Source organism: Nocardia sp. NPDC001965, from assembly GCF_053594175.1.
Window position 1 is genome coordinate 1 of sequence record NZ_JBSFDZ010000094.1, and the last position, 1,736, is coordinate 1,736.

The 1,736-nt window shown below is 64.6% G+C and carries 1 protein-coding gene; it reads right to left on the reverse strand.

Features of this window, described 5'->3' with window-relative positions:
• The coding region (locus ACWCPQ_RS35000) for an amino acid adenylation domain-containing protein (protein ID WP_449907461.1) at window positions 1–1,736 on the reverse strand (1,736 nt) is incomplete at both ends.

The window sequence follows — 1,736 nt, forward strand, 5'->3', positions numbered from 1 at the left end:
GGCACCGCAGCCTCGACCTCACCCGAAGCCGAAACCCGCGTCGGCCGCACCTGCGGCACCAACGGCGCCCGACCACCCGAACCCACCTGCTCCTGAATATGAGCAGCCAAACCCGATACCGACGCAGCCTCGAACAACAGCCGCACCGGAATCGTGGTGTCCAGCGCGGCACCCAGCCGCGCCGCGACCTGGGTCGCGATCAGCGAGTTACCGCCGAGCGCGAAGAAATCATCGTCGGCACCGACCCGCTCGACCCCGAGCACATCGGCGAACACACCCGCCACGATCTCCTCGATCGGCGTCGACGGCGCCCGGAACTCACGGCTTTCGAACACCGGCGCGGGCAGCGCCTTACGATCCAACTTCCCCGAAGTGTTCAACGGGAACGCGTCCAGTTCCATCACCACAGCCGGGATCATGTACACCGGCAACACATCACGCAGCGAATCCAGCAACACAACGGACTCGATCCGCGCGCCCGGAGCAGGCACCACGTAGGCGACCAGCTGCTCACCCAGATCCGAGGCAGCCACCGTCACGACCGCCTGGCTCACCACCGGCTGCGCCAGCAACGCCGACTCGATCTCACCCAGCTCGATCCGCTGACCACGGAACTTCACCTGGAAATCGGTACGACCCAGATACTCCAACACCGGAAGAACCTCGGTACGACCCTCGACCACAGTCTCGACACGGCTCCACCGCACCAGGTCACCCGTGCGATACATCCGCTCCGCCGGATCGAACGGGCTGGCGACGAACCGATCCGCGGACAGGTCCGGCCGGGTCACATAACCACGCGCCAGCTGATCACCCGCCAGATACAACTCACCCACCACACCCGCAGGAACCGGGCGCAACCGTGAATCCAGCACATACACCCGGCTGTTCCACTGCGGCACACCGATCGGCACACTCACCGACTCATCGCCCGTGGCCTGCCAATACGTGATCGACACCGCGGCCTCGGTCGGACCGTACAAGTTGTGCACCGCAGCATCGGAAATCGCATGCATCGCCGTCACTGTCTCCGGCGGCAGGGCTTCACCGATCACGAACACATGCTCGAGCGAGGGAATCGAACCCGGCGCGGTATGCGCGGCGAACACACCCAACATCGACGGCACGAAGTCCGTCACCGTCACCCGCTGCTCGGCGATGACCCGAGCAAGGTATTCGGTATCCCGATGACCATCCGGAGTCGCCACAACCAAATGAGCACCCGCCGCCAACGGCAGGAAATAACCCCACAACGACACATCGAACGTCGTCGCCGTCTTCTGCAGATACACATCATCAGCACCCAACGGGTACTCCGACAGCATCCACGCGACCTGATTCACGATCGCCGAATGCGGAACAGCCACACCCTTCGGACGACCCGTCGAACCCGACGTGAAAATCACATACGCGGTATTCGACGCACGCAGCGGCGCACGCCGATCAGCATCGGTCACCTCGGCAACGGAGTATCCGGCTACGTTCAGGGTGTCCAGTGTCAGCACCGGTACACCCGCGCCCGCAGGCACCGCCGCCGAATCGGCGGTCGTGGTCAGCACACACAGCGGCGACGCCGTATCCAGGATGTAACCGATCCGCTCCGCCGGATGCGCCGGATCCAACGGCACATACGCACCACCCGCCGCCACCACCGCATACATACCCACGACCAGGTCCAGCGACCGCGACATCAACAGCCCGACCAGCGTCTCCGGGCCCACACCCTGCGCGATCAA